This window comes from Seonamhaeicola marinus, from assembly GCF_008085455.1.
This window is the reverse complement of sequence record NZ_VSDQ01000346.1, coordinates 1-475: the sequence shown is the minus strand read 5'-3', so window position 1 is coordinate 475 and position 475 is coordinate 1. Positions and strand designations below refer to the sequence as shown.

At 29.5% G+C, this 475-nt stretch carries 1 protein-coding gene; it reads left to right on the top strand.

All coding sequences use genetic code 11. The features are described from left to right. Positions 1-85 precede the first annotated feature (85 nt). Positions 86-475 (top strand): sigma-54-dependent transcriptional regulator (locus FUA24_RS04840; protein WP_148540273.1); only part of this gene is annotated, 390 nt, incomplete at its 3' end.

The window sequence follows — 475 nt, the reverse complement described above, 5'->3', positions numbered from 1 at the left end:
GAAATGATAATAGAGATGAAATTTTTAAATTAGACGATGTAAATGCATTTTATTTAAGAACTGGTCTCAAATTTAAAATATAATTATGTCAAGAATATTAATAATAGAAGACGAAGCCGCTATAAGGCGTGTATTAGTTAAAATACTATCAGAAGAAAGTGATACGTATACGGTTGAAGAAGCTGAAGATGGTTTAGCTGGTATTGAAAAAGTAAAAAATGATGATTATGATTTAATACTTTGCGATATTAAAATGCCTAAAATGGATGGTGTTGAAGTATTAGAAGCCGTTAAAAAAATAAAACCAGAAATTCCTATGGTAATGATTTCTGGTCATGGTGATTTAGATACCGCTGTAAACACGATGCGCTTAGGAGCTTTTGATTATATATCAAAACCACCAGATTTAAATAGGTTGCTAAACACTGTACGTAATGCTTTAGACAGAAAAGAACTTGTTGTTGAAAATAAAATT